Source organism: Bacillus sp. FSL H8-0492 (genome assembly GCF_038006145.1).
GTDB classification, from domain to species: domain Bacteria; phylum Bacillota; class Bacilli; order Bacillales; family Bacillaceae_G; genus Bacillus_A; species Bacillus_A mycoides.
This window is the reverse complement of the sequence record NZ_JBBOUP010000001.1, coordinates 5,262,947-5,277,662: the sequence shown is the minus strand read 5'-3', so window position 1 is coordinate 5,277,662 and position 14,716 is coordinate 5,262,947. Positions and strand designations below refer to the sequence as shown.

14 protein-coding genes are annotated in these 14,716 nt (G+C 34.2%); 9 read left to right on the top strand and 5 right to left on the bottom strand.

All coding sequences use genetic code 11. The features are described from left to right. Positions 1-68: 68 nt before the first annotated feature. The 4 genes from MHH66_RS27200 to MHH66_RS27185 all read left to right on the top strand — a co-directional run bounded on the left by MHH66_RS27200 (position 69) and on the right by MHH66_RS27185 (position 3,672). Entirely contained in the window at positions 69-845 is a 777-nt protein-coding gene (locus MHH66_RS27200) for a recombinase family protein (RefSeq protein ID WP_078184999.1), read from the top strand. Between the two features lie 30 nt (positions 846-875). After that, a complete protein-coding gene (locus tag MHH66_RS27195; RefSeq protein ID WP_165689465.1) occupies positions 876-1,025 on the top strand; it encodes a hypothetical protein in 150 nt (49 codons plus the stop codon). Between the two features lie 15 nt (positions 1,026-1,040). Beyond that, positions 1,041-2,609: a recombinase family protein gene (locus MHH66_RS27190; RefSeq protein ID WP_078185000.1), complete on the top strand. Its 1,569-nt coding sequence runs from the start codon at positions 1,041-1,043 to the stop codon at positions 2,607-2,609. A 184-nt stretch (positions 2,610-2,793) separates the two neighbouring features. Then, positions 2,794-3,672, top strand: coding sequence for a radical SAM/SPASM domain-containing protein (locus tag MHH66_RS27185; RefSeq protein WP_002016446.1), 879 nt, complete (start codon positions 2,794-2,796; stop codon positions 3,670-3,672). A gap of 36 nt (positions 3,673-3,708) precedes the next feature. On the opposite strand, the gene pepF is transcribed toward MHH66_RS27185, so the two are convergent. Together pepF and guaC are read right to left on the bottom strand one after the other, a co-directional pair. Further along, on the bottom strand, positions 3,709-5,526 hold the full coding sequence (pepF, locus tag MHH66_RS27180; protein WP_078185001.1) for an oligoendopeptidase F: 1,818 nt from the start codon (positions 5,524-5,526) through the stop codon (positions 3,709-3,711). 138 nt (positions 5,527-5,664) lie between these two features. Continuing rightward, complete coding sequence (gene guaC, locus MHH66_RS27175; RefSeq protein ID WP_002068771.1) at positions 5,665-6,648, bottom strand: GMP reductase; 984 nt, start codon at positions 6,646-6,648, stop codon at positions 5,665-5,667. 271 nt (positions 6,649-6,919) lie between these two features. Here guaC and MHH66_RS28690 point away from each other — a divergent pair, with 271 nt between their 5' ends. The 3 genes from MHH66_RS28690 to MHH66_RS27165 all read left to right on the top strand — a co-directional run bounded on the left by MHH66_RS28690 (position 6,920) and on the right by MHH66_RS27165 (position 9,182). Further along, positions 6,920-7,129, top strand: coding sequence for a hypothetical protein (locus tag MHH66_RS28690; RefSeq protein WP_232301875.1), 210 nt, complete (start codon positions 6,920-6,922; stop codon positions 7,127-7,129). A 1-nt stretch (position 7,130) separates the two neighbouring features. Continuing rightward, positions 7,131-7,547, top strand: a complete 417-nt coding sequence (locus MHH66_RS27170; RefSeq protein ID WP_002191359.1) for a hypothetical protein — start codon at positions 7,131-7,133, stop codon at positions 7,545-7,547. Between the two features lie 189 nt (positions 7,548-7,736). Further along, positions 7,737-9,182 carry a DEAD/DEAH box helicase gene (locus MHH66_RS27165; protein WP_002191358.1) on the top strand — a complete coding sequence of 482 codons (1,446 nt, stop codon included), beginning with the start codon at positions 7,737-7,739 and terminating at the stop codon, positions 9,180-9,182. A gap of 44 nt (positions 9,183-9,226) precedes the next feature. Here MHH66_RS27165 and MHH66_RS27160 read toward each other — a convergent pair whose 3' ends face one another. Beyond that, entirely contained in the window at positions 9,227-9,787 is a 561-nt protein-coding gene (locus MHH66_RS27160; RefSeq protein WP_002035007.1) for a DUF1836 domain-containing protein, read from the bottom strand. Between the two features lie 164 nt (positions 9,788-9,951). Between MHH66_RS27160 and trhA the strand changes: the two genes are divergently transcribed. Both trhA and galE read left to right on the top strand, forming a co-directional pair. Beyond that, positions 9,952-10,599, top strand: coding sequence for a PAQR family membrane homeostasis protein TrhA (gene trhA / locus MHH66_RS27155; RefSeq protein WP_002016441.1), 648 nt, complete (start codon positions 9,952-9,954; stop codon positions 10,597-10,599). Between the two features lie 183 nt (positions 10,600-10,782). Further along, positions 10,783-11,799 carry a UDP-glucose 4-epimerase GalE gene (gene galE / locus MHH66_RS27150; RefSeq protein WP_063219273.1) on the top strand — a complete coding sequence of 339 codons (1,017 nt, stop codon included), beginning with the start codon at positions 10,783-10,785 and terminating at the stop codon, positions 11,797-11,799. A 49-nt stretch (positions 11,800-11,848) separates the two neighbouring features. On the opposite strand, the gene pelG is transcribed toward galE, so the two are convergent. Both pelG and pelF read right to left on the bottom strand, forming a co-directional pair. After that, positions 11,849-13,306 carry an exopolysaccharide Pel transporter PelG gene (pelG, locus tag MHH66_RS27145; RefSeq protein WP_078185002.1) on the bottom strand — a complete coding sequence of 486 codons (1,458 nt, stop codon included), beginning with the start codon at positions 13,304-13,306 and terminating at the stop codon, positions 11,849-11,851. Then, positions 13,294-14,715 carry a GT4 family glycosyltransferase PelF gene (gene pelF / locus MHH66_RS27140; protein ID WP_078185003.1) on the bottom strand — a complete coding sequence of 474 codons (1,422 nt, stop codon included), beginning with the start codon at positions 14,713-14,715 and terminating at the stop codon, positions 13,294-13,296. The genes pelG and pelF overlap by 13 nt, the downstream gene beginning before the upstream one ends. Position 14,716 lies beyond the last annotated feature (1 nt).

Genomic DNA, 14,716 nt, shown 5'->3' with positions numbered 1-14,716 from the left:
AACAATTTATATTTTTTTAGATGAACGTTACGTTAATTTTAAATATCGTTACACTAGGGGGATTTTATATGAATGTTATTGGTTATGTCAGGGTATCAACCCAAGGGCAGGCGAAGGAAGGTTATAGTGCTTTATACCAACAAGATGAGATAAGAAAGTTTTGTAAGGAAAATAATTGGACTCTAATTGATATATACAGTGACCTTGGAATTAGTGGTGCGAAAGTAGATGAAGAAGCCATGGAAGTAGAAAGAGAAGGATTCCAAAATATGCTTTCGATGCTCCAAACCAAGAAAGTAGACCATGTAGTTGTGTTGAATACCAACCGCTTATGGCGTTCCGATATCGTAAAAGTATTGATACATCGTGAATTTAATAAACATCAGGTCGATGTGAAAAGTATCGAACAACCTAATTATAGTATCTATAAGAAAGATCCAAATGATTTTTTAATTAATGGATTAATGGAATTGTTGGATCAATATCAAAGATTAGAAATTGCACTTAAGCTAGGTCGTGGTCGCAATAGAAAAGCCCAAGAAGGTGGATATGCAGGAGGAAGGGCTGCCTTTGGTTATAAAGCTAGGAAAGGCCAAAAGTACATTGAGATTGACGATAAGAAGGCGGAAATTGTACAACGTGTATTTAACCTAAGAGAGAGATATCCTAAGTGGTCATTAACTGATTTAGCCAATGAATTAAATAATGAGGGATTTACCACTGCAAAAGGAAAAAAATTTACGAAAGTACAAGTTAAGCGAATTCTTGATAGAAAATCTTTTTATCAGGGAACGTACAGCTATAGGAATATAAAGGTAAAGGGGAAACATGAGCCTATTATTTAGAAATTAATAAAATTTAAAAGGGTGAGAAGATTGGAAAAGGAAGAAATAGAATTTAACTATAGTCAGGAAGAATTAAGAAGTATGATAATTCCAAGTGTAGAAGAAACGAAGTGGAATCAATTAATAGAGATATTAGGCTCTGTAATAACTGAAAATTACAATAATAAGACCGTTAATTAATTGGGGGAAGAAATAGTGAATTATAATAATGATAAAGTTGCAATTTATATTAGAGTATCGACAGATGAGCAAGCGAAGGAAGGTTTCTCACTTCAAGCTCAAGAAGATCATTTAAGACAATATGCCAAAGCTAAAGGTTACGAAGTATATGATGTTTATAGTGACGAGGGTTATTCAGGGAAAGATTATAATCGTCCTGAAATACAACGTTTATTTAAAGACCTTTCTCAGGAGAAATTTAAAGGTATCTTGGTTAAGTCTGTTGATAGGGTATCTAGAAGAGTAAGCGATGTTACTAAATTAATAGACGATGTTCTTGTACCAAGAAATAGCTATATAGTAATAAGTGATGCGAATCTAGATAGTTCTACAACCGGGGGAATTGCTATTATTCATTTTTTAGCTACTTTTGCTCAACTTGAGCGTTCAATGATTGTACAGAGGGTAAAAGCTGGCATGTCTAAGCGAGCAGAGTTAGGGTATTGGAATGGCGGACATGTACTTGGATACGATATTAAAAATAAAGAGTTGAAAGTAAATGCTGAAGAAGCTGAAATTATACGTAAGGTATTTAATTTAAGGGCTGAAGGAAAGGGATACAAGAAAATAGCTGTTATTCTAAATCAACAAGGGTTTAAAACGAAGAGAGGACAGCTATTTAGTATATGTACGATTAAAACGATTGTAGAGAATCCATTATATATTGGATACTGTCGGTGGGGACGAAAGAAGAATAGGATTGAGGAAACAAGTAAAGAGAAAATAGATGAATATAACTTGGTAAAAGGGAAACATGAACCTATTATTTCTGAGGGCTTATGGAAAAAGGTTCAAGGAGTGAATTATGCTCATAAGGAGAGTATTTCTAAAAATCGTAACTTCAACGGGGAGTTTTTGTTATCTGGTATTTTAAGGTGTCCATCATGTGGGGCAGGAATGGTAATGCATAAAACTAAAAAGCGAGATGGTTCAGGATATCATTTATACTATATGTGTCAGACTTTCCATAGTAAGGGAAAGTTAGCTTGTAAAAGTAATCTTATTCGTAAGGAAGAGATTGAAGATAAGGTAATACAATGTGTTAATAAAATAATTTCAATGCCCTCAATTGTCGATAAGACGCTTGAACGTATTCAAGAAAAAAGAGAATGGGGAATGGAAAGAATAAAAAGTGATTTATTGTACATAAATGAAGAATTAAAAAGAAGGAGAAACCGTATAGTTAAACTTAATAAAGATTACTTTGATGAGAAAATTCGGGTAGAAACATATACGGAGTTATCCGACCCGTTACGGAAAGAGATAGATGAACTTGAAGCTGAAAAACATAAACTAGAAAAAAAAATAGAAAGCGCTGAAGTACCAATTACTAAAGAAATGGTTATAAGGGCGCTTGGAAATTTTACTGATTTATATAAACATGCTAATTATGAGCTGAAAAAATCTTTATTAAGAGCTATAATTAAGAAAATAGAGGTTCAATCCAATCGTACAGATATAAAGCAAATAACTTATTGGTTTGATTACGGTAATAATCCAGAGGACGCTTTACTAGTTAGTAAAGAGGGGAGAACCGTATCATAAATAAATTTTTCATTTGTATATAAAGAGTAAAAAAGACCATTGGACAAAAATCACCGATGGTCTTTTAAACATTAATAGATGGTATGTAGATTTCCTAAAATAAGTATGTTTCTATTTCTAAAAAAATATGCTGTAATATGAAGAGGGAAAAAGTATAAGTAGTCATAGAAGTGAGGAATTAAAGGTGAAGAAGTTTAAGAAGTTTTACTTGGAGATTACGAGTGTATGTAATCTTGCGTGCAGCTTTTGTCCGCCGACGGAAAGGCAGAAGCAATTCATTTCTGTAGAGGATTTTGCTAAAAGATTAGACCAAATTAAACCTCACACAGACTACATTTATTTGCACGTGAAGGGTGAGCCGTTGCTCCATCCGAAAATAGATCAACTATTAGATTTAAGCCATGAAAAAGGGTTTAAAGTTAATATTACAACGAACGGAACGTTAATTAATAAGAGAAGGCATAGACTGTTAAATAAGCCTGCGTTAAGACAAATGAATTTTTCACTGCACAGTTTTGATGGACACCCAGGTTCGCAAGATAAAGAGGGCTATGTAAGGAGTATACTTTCTTTCATTAGAGAGGCAACAAGTCAATCGGACTTAATCGTTTCACTAAGATTATGGAATTTAACTCAGGATAATAAAACAAATGCTGAAATCCAAAAAAATAGGGATTTATTATCTATAATTGAAAATGAGTTTGATCTATCTTATCAAATTGAAGAGAAGCTTACACCGGGAAAAGGTATAAAAATTGCGGAACGTGTCTTTATTAATCAAGACTATGAATTCCAGTGGCCGGCATTGCATGAAGAAGAGGATGATGGAAAAGGATTCTGTCATGGTCTTCGAAATCAGGCTGGAATCTTAGCGAACGGAACGGTTATTCCTTGTTGTCTAGATGGTGAGGGAATTATTAATCTTGGAAATATTAATAATGATTCATTCTCTAATATTATTGAAGGCGAAAGAGCGAACAATATTGTAGATGGATTTTCAAAAAGGGTTGCAGTAGAAGAACTATGTAGAAAGTGCGGATACCGCAAAAGATTTGGAAAGTAAATATAGAATAAGCCCTCATAAAGCGAGGGCTTATTTTTATTCTTGATAAGAACGTTCTAATTCATCAATTAAGGAACCTACGTAAGAAACAGCTTTACGGATTGCATCTGGTTTTGACATGTCTACTCCAGCGTGTTTCATTAATTCAAGTGGTTTCATTGTACCGCCTGCACGAAGTACATCAAGCCAGCGATCAACAGCAGGTTGTCCCTCTTCTTTAATCATTTGAGCTACAGCGGTAGAAGCAGTTAGTCCCGCAGAATATGTGTAAGAATATAAGCCCATATAATAGTGAGGTTGACGCATCCATGTTAAACCGGCGCCTTCATCAATTTCTACGGAATCTCCCCAGAATGTCGAAAGGACCTTCGTTTTTATTTCAGTTAAAGTTGTAGCTGTGAGTGCTTGCCCTTCTTCTGCTAGAGCGTATACTCTTCTTTGATATTCTCCCTCAAGTAGATGGGTAACGAAGTTGTGGTAATATGTGCCGAGTAGTTGCAGAATAACCCATCTGCGCATTCTCTTATCTTCAGTAGTCGCAAGTAAATGCTGGGCTAATAGTAATTCATTCATCGTTGATGGAGCTTCAACGAAGTACATAGATGGACGCACATTCATAATACGCTGATTTTTATTTGCTAAATAAAAATGACCAGCATGTCCAAATTCATGAGCTAATGTGAAACACCCGCGCATCGTACCCTGCCATGTAATTAAAATATAAGGGTGAGAACCGTATGGGCTAGAGCAGAAGGCACCTGTTGATTTTCCTACGTTATCTGCAAGGTCTACCCATCTTTCTTTGAAGCCCTTTTTGATAATGGAACTATATTCATTTCCTAATACTTTTAAAGAATCTTGAATGAGTTTGCCAGCTTCTTCGTAAGTGATTGTTGGATTAAATTCAGGATCTAACGGTGCATGTAAGTCACAGAAAAGCATTTGATCAAGCCCTAATACATTCTTTTTTAAATCTGCAAAACGGCGCATATGAGGCGCTAATTCGTTATAAATAATATCTAGTTGGTTGTTATACATTTCAAGTGGAACCTTTTGAGGTTCTAAAAGCATATGGGTAACGGACTCGTACTTGCGCAAACGAGAAAGCGCCACTTGTTTTTTTACTTCAGTAGCATATGTTGTTGCAACTGTATTTTTATATCGTTTCAATGTGGAAACAAATGATGAATATGCTTTTTTACGTATATATGCGCTTGGAGAAAATTCATATTTGCTTTCGAATAATGCAAACGATACAGGCAAATCATTTCCCTGTTCATCTTGTATAGAAGGGAAATCCATATCGGCTAATTTAGTCATGCCGTAAATTTTGTAGGGTGAACTATGAACTTCGCCGAGTGCAGCAAGAGCTTCTTCTGTTTCAGGAGAGAGTGTGTGCTGCCTCTTTTTGAGTATCTCTAGTAATGATTTACGGAAAGGTTCAAGTTTTATTTCCTCAGTTAAATATTTTTCAATTGTTCCCTCCTCAAATGAGAGAATTTCGTTATGAATAAAGGATAGTGCGGTATGTACATTCGTTCCTAGAGCGGAAATTTTGGAAGAGTTCGCTTGAATAACTGAATCTGTACGATCAGCGGATTCTTTTAAATTTGCATATGCGCCGAGTTTTGTTAGCTTCATTAAAAGTTCTTCTTCTAAAAGTAGGCAATTTAATAAGGTAGCGGGGCTAGTGTGTAATTGTCCTTTAAATGCATTAAGTTTTTTTATATCGTCTGTTAATACACGTAATGCAGTTTCCCACTCTTTATCAGATTCGTATAAATCAGAAAGGTCCCATGTCAATTCAGTAGAGACTTCCGCGCGAATAAGGCGTTTCTCAATTACATTTTTCATTTGTTATATCCCCCTTATTATAAGTATCTAAAAACATGATACTAGAAAATTCAGTGAAATGAAAATATTTTACATTTTTATACATGAAAAAGAAGGACAAGCATAAAAAATGCTCGTCCTTCTAGTTAAATTTATAAATTAATATACTTTGTCACCGTTGAAAATAGAGTTTTTCACGACTACATAATCTACAGTACGAATTGCGTCTAATTTTGTTCCACCAGCGTAAGAGATAGAAGATTGAAGATCTTGTTCCATTTCGATTAAAGTGTCTTCTAAAGAACCTTTATGCTCAACGAACATTTTCTTACCTTCAACGTTTTTCTTCTCACCTTTTTGGAATTCAGAAGCTGAACCGAAGTACTCTTTATAAAGTTTGCCATCTTTTTCGATTGTTTCCCCTGGAGACTCTTCATGACCTGCGAATAGAGAACCGACCATAACCATAGTTGCTCCAAATCGAATTGATTTAGCCACGTCGCCATGTGTACGAATACCACCGTCAGCGATAATTGGCTTACTTGCAGCTTTTGCACACCAGCGAAGTGCAGCTAGCTGCCAACCGCCAGTTCCAAAGCCTGTTTTAATTTTAGTAATACAAACTTTACCAGGTCCAATGCCAACTTTTGTTGCATCAGCGCCAGCGTTTTCTAATTCTCTTACCGCTTCTGGAGTTCCAACGTTTCCAGCGATAACGAAGCTTTCTGGTAAATGTTTTTTAATATGTTGAATCATGTTGATCACAGCGTTAGAGTGACCATGTGCGATATCGATTGTAATGTATTCAGGTGAAAGTTGCTCAGCAGCTAATTGTTGTACGAATTCGTACTCGTCTTCTTTAACACCAACGCTGATTGAAGCAATTAATCCACGTGATTGCATATCTCTAATGAATGAAATTCGTTTCTCTGGTTGGAAACGATGCATGATATAGAAGTAATTATTTTCAGCTAAATAAGTTGCGATTCTTTCATCAATAATCGTTTGCATATTTGCAGGTACGACAGGTAATTTAAATTTATGTTTTCCTAAAGTGACAGTTGTATCACATTCAGATCGGCTATTTACAATGCATTTTGCAGGAATTAATTGAATATCTTCATAGTCAAATACGTTTTCCATCATTTACACCCCTAAAATACGAATATTTTATTTTTATTGATTGAAAATGTTCGTCCATAGGATAATTTACATCATTTTCAGTAAGAAGTCAAAGATTTTCTTAACGTTTTTTTGAAAAGAAGCCAATACATTTTAAAAATAACGTTAAAAACGAATTTAAATAGATTTATTATGCATAATGTTCGTTTATAAAAAAGTAAGGAAAGTTGCGATAATTGCATAAGATTGTATGTATGCTTCTTATTTTGAGCGAGGGAGCTGGGGAAATACTATGAAAAAGTTAATACTAATAATAGGAATAACTTTGTTGGTTACTGCCGGATGTAGCAATAATGATGCATTTGATAAGGCAGAGAAACAAGGAGATTTAGCATTGGAAAATAAAGAATACGATAGAGCAGTCGTATCTTTTGAATTAGCGTTAAAAGAAAAGAAGGATGATCGGGAAATAAGGCTGAAGGTGAATCAAACAAATAAATAAAATGATTGAAGCATTACAGGAAAGTAATATAGACCGAGCAATTTCGTTATTGAGGGAAATTGAAAATGATTCTGCTAGTTCAGTTATATTAGCCAAACAAGCAAAAGAAAAACGAGAAGTTTTAGCTAATCAAAAAGATGAGGAAGAAAAATATAAGCAAATGCTAGTTAAAGTAGAGGAGTTGAAAAACGAGCAGAAGTTTGCGGATGTAAAAGAGCAACTTAACGTAATTATTAGGGAAACGAAAGGGAAAGAACAGTTTAAAATATATTATCAAAATGCGAATGAACAAATTATACAGAGTGTGCCGAGGGCAGTAGATGTAGATAAAACAAAAGATGAGAACCGTAAGGAAGAAAAAGTAATAGAAGAGAAGCCGAAGAAAGAAAGTGTTATTACCGGTCAGAAGGCAGAATAATATGGAATAATATTTTTAAAAAGTTTTTAAAATAGAAGCTCCTTTTGTTTAGTCAGGCGAATCACGAATGATTCGCCTTTTTATGTGAGCTTTCAAGTATAATGAATAAGGTGATAATAAGGTATATGATGATTCATTGATAGAAAAAGCGAAAAAAGAAAATAATACAGAATAAAAAGAGGTTAATATATGAGTAAAAAAAGTTTTACCGATTATGCATTAAGTAAAGAAATTGTAAGAGCACTTACTGGTTTAGGATATGAACATCCAACGGAAGTGCAAGGAGAGGTTATTCCAGTTGCCTTGCAAAAGAAAGACCTTGTCGTGAAATCACAGACTGGAAGTGGAAAAACCGCTTCATTTGGCATACCACTTTGTGAAATGGTGGAGTGGGAAGAGAATAAGCCACAAGCTTTAGTTTTAACACCGACGAGAGAGCTTGCGGTGCAAGTAAAAGAAGATATTACGAATATAGGTCGTTTCAAAAGAATTAAGGCCGCTGCAGTTTATGGTAAATCTCCATTTGCACGTCAAAAATTAGAGTTAAAGCAAAAAACACATATTGTAGTTGGGACTCCTGGCCGTGTGTTAGATCATATTGAAAAAGGTACCCTTTCTTTAGAGTGTTTGAAGTATTTAGTTATTGATGAAGCGGATGAAATGCTGAATATGGGTTTTATCGATCAAGTAGAGGCAATTATTGACGAATTACCTAAAAAACGAATGACAATGCTATTTTCAGCAACACTTCCAAAAGATGTTGAAAAGTTATCTCGTACGTATATGGATTCGCCAACGCATATTGAAATTAAGGCTACCGGGATTACAACAGATAAAATTGAACATACACTTTTTGAGATGAGAGAAGAGGAGAAGCTTTCACTTCTTAAAGATGTAACAACGATTGAGAATCCAGATAGTTGTATTATTTTTTGCCGTACGCAAGAAAATGTAGATCACGTATTTCAGCAGTTAAAGCGGGTTAACTATCCTTGTGACAAAATACATGGTGGTATGGTACAAGAAGATCGTTTTGAAGTTATGGACGATTTTAGAAAAGGAAAGTTCCGTTATTTAGTAGCGACAGACGTAGCTGCTAGAGGAATTGATATTGATAATATTACACATGTTATTAACTATGATATTCCATTAGAAAAAGAAAGTTATGTACATCGTACGGGAAGAACGGGACGAGCTGGTAATAACGGGAAAGCTATTACATTCATGACGCCGTATGAAAATAGATTTTTAGAAGAGATTGAGGAGTACATTGGCTTTGAAATTCCAAAGGCACTTGCACCTTCAAAAGAAGAAGTTATGAAAGGGAAAGCAGTATTTGAGGAAAAGATACATGCTAAACCAATTATAAAGAAAGATAAAAATGCAGACCTAAACAAAGGAATTATGAAATTGTACTTTAATGGCGGGAAGAAAAAGAAAATTAGGGCGGTAGATTTCGTCGGTACAATTGCTAAAATTAAAGGTGTTACAGCAGAAGATATAGGAATTATTACAATACAAGACAATGTTTCTTACGTTGAAATATTAAATGGAAAAGGACCACTTGTTTTAAAAAATATGAAAAACACAACGATTAAAGGAAAACAATTAAAGGTTCATGAAGCAATTAAGTAAACAAAAAAACTATCCACCTCTAACAGGTGGATAGTTTTTTTTGTTTAAGTTTCTTTAAGGTCATCAACTAGTTTCTCTGCTAAACGTCTATACATATTACTCATAGTCACGAAGGATGTTAGTAATAAAAACTTTTCTAGCTTTGGATCTTCTAAGGAAGAAACCTCGTTTACTTCCTTAACACGGTTATTCACGTCTTGCTTAAAGCTTTCCACATTGGTGTCAGTAAGAGAAAGGTAATCTTTATATAGAGTATTTAATTCGAATGTATCATCGTTTATTAACGGTGCATTTATATTTTCTAAGGAGCTTTTTATATCATTAATGGAAAGAGCTCCTTTTAATTGATAAATTAAGCTGATTAAAATCATATGTTCTTTTGAATACTTTTTATTTTTGATAGGGATGAATAATTTCCCTTTTGCGTAATTGTTAATCATTGTTTTTGTTAATACTTTTTCATCATCAGTTCTCGTTGTATCCGCATAAGTATTCTCAAATAGTTGGACAACTTGGTCTACATATAAGTCGACATTTGGGATATCCTCAAGTTTAATACTTTTTTCTAAATGTAATGATTCAAGTAATTTATTTATATTTTCCACGTAGAACCCCTCACTTTTATAACTTAGTGGAACTTAATGTTTAGTATATCTTTAAATATGGTATTACGAAACAAATGAATTGTAAATGTTGACCCGTACGGATAATACGTATATAATTACATGTAGTTATGAAAACTACATGTAATTATATGAGGGGTGTTTATATGAATGTTTATGTAAGAGAACCGGTTAATGCATTTACTCACTTAGGAGGAGCTGTATTATCATTTATTGCATTATTAGCTATGCTTGTGAAAGTTTCTGTTAAGATGCCATCTGTTGCTGCAATTACAGCTGTTATTTTATTCGGTATCGGGATGATGGTCCTTTATATGGCATCAGCTGTGTATCATAGTGTCGTAGCCAGTGAACGTGTTATTTATTTCTTTAGGAAGCTAGATCATTCTATGATTTTCATATTAATTGCAGGTACATATGCACCCTTTTGCTTAATTACATTAAATTCGGCAAATGGTTTACTATTATTTTGTTTAGTTTATGCAACGGCAATTTGTGGTATTGCTTTTAAAATGTTTTGGTTTAATTGTCCAAGATGGTTATCGACAGCAATTTATCTTCTGATGGGTTGGTTAATTGTTCTATTCTTTGCACCGCTAGCTGAGAATCTAAGTACAGGAGGTATTATTTTCTTAGTACTTGGAGGCATTTTTTATACAATTGGTGGGTTTATTTACGGTGCGAAGCCAAAATGGTTGGAGTTTAAATATATGGGACACCATGAAATTTTTCATGTTTTTGTATTGTTAGGTAGTCTTGCACATTTTCTAAGTGTATATTGTTACGTAATTTGATCAAAAAACGCCACGCGATGTCTGTTATGTGGCGTTTTTTTATTACCTGATTTGAATCGTGTATTGTACTAAAAATCATGGGATAAAATGTAAGTTTCTGTGCTCGCATAATAAACATATGATAAGAAATATGTGATATACTTTGAGAAGTTTATAATGAATGAAATATGGAGGACTATAATTATGGCAATACTTGTAACAGGTGGAGCAGGATATATTGGTAGTCATACATGCGTAGAATTACTAAAAAATGGTTACGAAATTATAGTAGTAGATAATCTTTCGAATAGCTCAGCAGAGTCTATAAATCGAGTGACAGAGATAACAGGAAAACAGTTTAAATTTTATAAAGAAGATATTTTAAATCGAGAAGCACTTGATACGATTTTTGAAGAAAATACAATTGAAGCTGTTATTCACTTTGCAGGCTTTAAGGCTGTAGGGGAATCAGTAGAAATTCCGTTAACGTATTATCATAACAACATTACAAGCACATTAGTGCTATGTGAAGTGATGCAGAAGTATGATGTGAAGAAGATGATCTTCAGTTCGTCTGCAACAGTGTATGGTATTCCAGAAACATCACCAATTACGGAGGAGTTTCCATTAAGTGCAACGAATCCATATGGTCAAACGAAATTAATGATTGAACAAATTATGCGTGATGTAGCATTTGCGGATGCAGGATGGAGTATTGCATTACTTCGTTATTTCAACCCATTTGGTGCACATGAAAGTGGACGTATTGGAGAAGATCCAAACGGAATTCCAAATAACTTAATGCCATATGTAACGCAAGTAGCAGTAGGGAAGTTAGAGGAATTAAGTGTATTTGGAAATGACTATCCAACAAAAGATGGCACGGGTGTCCGTGATTATATTCATGTTGTAGACTTAGCAAATGGCCATGTAAAGGCGCTTGAAAAGGTACTTGGCACTACTGGGATAGATGCATACAATCTCGGTACAGGTACTGGTTATAGTGTATTAGAAATGGTTGAAGCATTTGAAAAAGTTTCAGGCAAGGAAGTTCCTTATAAAATTACGGAGCGTCGACCTGGTGATGTGGCAGTATGTTTTGCAGATGCATCGAAAGCGAAGCGTGAATTAGGATGGGAAGCAAAACGCGGATTAGAAGAGATGTGTGCAGACTCTTGGAGATGGCAATCAAATAACAAAAATGGCTATCTAGAAGTTTAATAAACAGATAAAAAAATGACCTTTTGCGGGAGCAAAAGGTCATTTTTATTTATTTATTTCCATTAAGTTTATTAGCAAATTTAGTAAAGAAAGTTCGCCGTTTTATAGGAGTATTTGACTGACAAAACGTATAGTAATCAATATCTTTAATGTAAGTAAAGAGTCTAGAAATAGCATATAAGAATGTAATAGAAGATCCAAGTGCAAAACTAATACCGTAACCATTGAACCCAAATGGAAGTAGAAGAAGACTTAATAACAAATTTGCAGAAAAGAACAGGGCTGATGTTCGAAATGCCCCTTTACGATCTTCAAAATATAAGAGTAGTAACGTGATAACAAGGACCATCCCGTTTGCATAAGCACCAATTATAGTCAGCTGCAAAATAGAGTATTCAAGTGTTACGTTTCCAGATTGTGAACTAAACATCCATATTATAAAAATAATAAGTAAAGAAAAAATACCTTGATTACGAAGTATTCGTTCCATTTCTTGCTTTAGGACAAAGTTCATTGATTCTTTTAATTGTAAAATTGTATTTAATGTCGCCCCATTGTTAACTGAACCGAAGAACTTCTTATACCGTTCATAAAACCTTGTTTCAACGGATACTACGAAGAAAATATAGGTTGGGATAATGCTTAAATAAGCCCAGAAAACAGATGTATCATAAATTTGATGATAAATAAACGTGTTTTCAATATTTCCTCGCCCTTCTCCGAACCAAATAACAAAGTTACATACCCAAATGCCAATATTGTAAAGTAAGCTTGACCAAAATAGTTCTGGATATTTATCTAAATAAGAAAGAAAGGTAAATTGTTCAGTAGCATCACTATTTGGAAACATTCGTACAATAACTATACTTAACCACACTAATGTAATGAAAGTCCCGATTGTAAAAGAAATTAAAAGTAATAGGGCTAATCCGTGTTCTATTCCAAGTATTGGATGCCAGTAAGCGATAAGTGCAATTCCAGATAAGGAGAAAATGGAACCAATTAAAAATGCAAGAGCGATGGACTGATAGTCTTTAGCTGCTGTTAAATAAATGGATTGAATCCAAATGATGTTTAAAGCTAAAAATAAAAATAGCATCACGATTTTATAATACAAGGCTAATGGCGTAAAAATTGCAAACAAAAGCCATAAGATAATAGCTAAAAAAAGTGTGATTTTCGTCATTCCTAAAAAGGAAGAAAATACTTTATCAGCTTTTTGCTCGTATAAAAGGTCGGCCACATATCTAGTTACGATGAGCTGCAAGGCACCATATATGATTTGAGAAAAAATGAAGCAGTATGAAATTGAAATTGTAAAAAGGCGCTGTTCCTCAATTGAAATAGAATGGAACAAACTTAAAATGTATCGAATAGCTGTTACTGCTAAAATAACGACTAACCAAGGACCAGCTGTAACAAATAATGAAAATCCGTACGCTTTTATTCTGGAAGAATAGTAGTCTTCTTGGAATAATTTTTGTAAACGAAATCCTATCCCTGCCATGTTTTTTTACCTCTTTCTAAGTAAAGCTTACGATAACTATCAACGACACCTGATAATTGATAGTGCGCTTCAATACGATTGCGCCCGTTATCCCCAAATTGTTGAATGGATTCAGGGTGACGATAATACCACTCTAAATGAATGGCAACTTGTTCAGGAGATACAGGTGGTACAACAAATCCACATTGTCCGTAAGGATCTTCATCTTGTCCGTAAATTAATTCCTTACAAGAGCCGACATCTGTAACAACCCATGGTAATCCTGCTGCCATTCCTTCTAACATAGCTAATGGTTGTCCTTCAGATATACTTGTTAATACGAGAATATCTGTTTGTTTTAAGTAATCTTTAATATTCACTTTGCCAGTCATTATTACATGCTCTTCTAATCCTAATTGTTGAATTAAATCACGACATTCCTGAGCATATTCTGCTTCTTCTGTATCAGGACCTAGTAAGTAAAATATAAATGGAATATCTTTTTCTAATAATAATTTAGCTGCATAAATCATTGTTTTTACATCTTTAATTGGCACAACTCGTATAATAGCAGAAATGATGAGTTTATCCGAATTGTATTTTGGTTTACGTAACCCTTTATAGTCAGATAAAGTAACGCCATTTGGAACGATTTTTAGTTTATGGGCCGGAGCACCTAATTCTTTTTGATATGCACTATTTCGGCCGAACAACGTAATTACATCAGCGGCTTGTTCATATGCTTGATGAGACAAGTGATGAAAGAAAGAAACCCATCTTTTTTTATATTCAATTGGTATCCAAGTAGATTGTAGTATTTCTTCTTCACGCTCCCGAGAATAAATACCGTGTTCAGTTAGAATAAATGGTATATCGGACTTGGCACTAATTGCAGCACCAAGCAATCCACCATACCCTGTCGATACAGAATGAATAAGATCTAATTCAGGAAAATCAATTTGTAAAATTTGAATGATTGGTGTGAACATAGATCTCCACATCCAAAAGTAATTTAAGAAGGATCCACTACTTTCTTCATATAAATAGCTTTCTTTAACAATTGCATAAAACTCACGGCTTTCGAAGAAGGAATGGAGTGTTCCTAGCTTTTGTTTATTCCCTAATATTTGTAATGCTGTTGTATCGTTCGCTTGAAATGTAAACCATTTTTGAAGTGTCTGTACTTCTTGTTCAGTTAAATTAGTTTTTATATGTTTTGCTCCATTTTCTGATTGCAAAGGAATCAGAATGATGTCTTTTACATTGCTTGGAATTTCATATTGATATTCATCTTCTGTTTTTACTTGAGGGACTATCGCGAAAATCGTAAATTCATGTTCTTTAAACTGCTGGATAATCATTTGAACCCAGCTTGCTACCCCTCCACTTACAAAGGGATAGCTGCCTTCAACGACCAAACCTATTCTCATC